The 739-nt window shown below is 57.3% G+C and carries 1 protein-coding gene; it reads right to left on the reverse strand.

What is annotated here, in order from left to right; genetic code table 11:
- On the reverse strand, window positions 1–572 hold a 572-nt coding region (locus tag AC1DWT_RS51670; protein ID WP_477926330.1), incomplete at its 3' end, for a Shedu anti-phage system protein SduA domain-containing protein.
- Window positions 573–739: the final 167 nt, after the last annotated feature.

A 739-nucleotide genomic window follows, 5' to 3' on the forward strand; every position in this document is an offset into this window, starting at 1 on the left:
GCCCGATCCTGTAGTCGCTCGATATCGTCTCCGAACTCCTCGTGGCGACCATGAATCAAGATGTACTGGACCTCCACCCGCAGACGAGAAATATCGTCGGGCAGCTTATAGTCCCGGACGAAATTGAGGTGATTAAGGGGATCCTGAAACCACTTCCGCCACTCGTGGATCTGTTGGTTCGCGTCCTTGAAGTCGGAATGCGGTTTGAGAGTCTTTCTCTTGAACCAACGCTTATCGGGGCGCTCGATCTCGATCAGGACCGGTAAGAGGTGCGTGGTGTTACTCGCAATCCATAAGAAGTCAGGTTTACGCTCGGCGATACCGGGCAGTCGTGGTTGGCTGATCACCGCCCCCGGCCACGGCCACTTGCCGTACTTCATATGAGCACCGTGGGAACCGGGAATCAGTGAARGGTGCCGCTCGAGAAACTTCTGAGCAATCTTCTCAAGTTGAATGTCTTCTGAGTTGACCAGCCGGTTCCACTCGGCTATGAGGGCGTCCCGATAGGGCCGGGGGTTCGGGGCGTCGGGTCCGCCCTCAACCGTAAACCCGGGTAGGTCGCCAATTTCCACTGCCCGTCCGCCCTTCTCTCACGCTACATTGCCAGAATGTCGAACAAAGCATCCCACGAAGCCCGTCGAGCGTGGAACGAGTGTGTGGCTGGCGCGTCAACCGAGCCCTACTCGGGTCTCTTGGGAGCGGGGAGTTTCTCATTGAGCAATGACAGCGATACCAGAGC

The organism is Rhodococcus sp. P4_B6, from assembly GCF_056402215.1.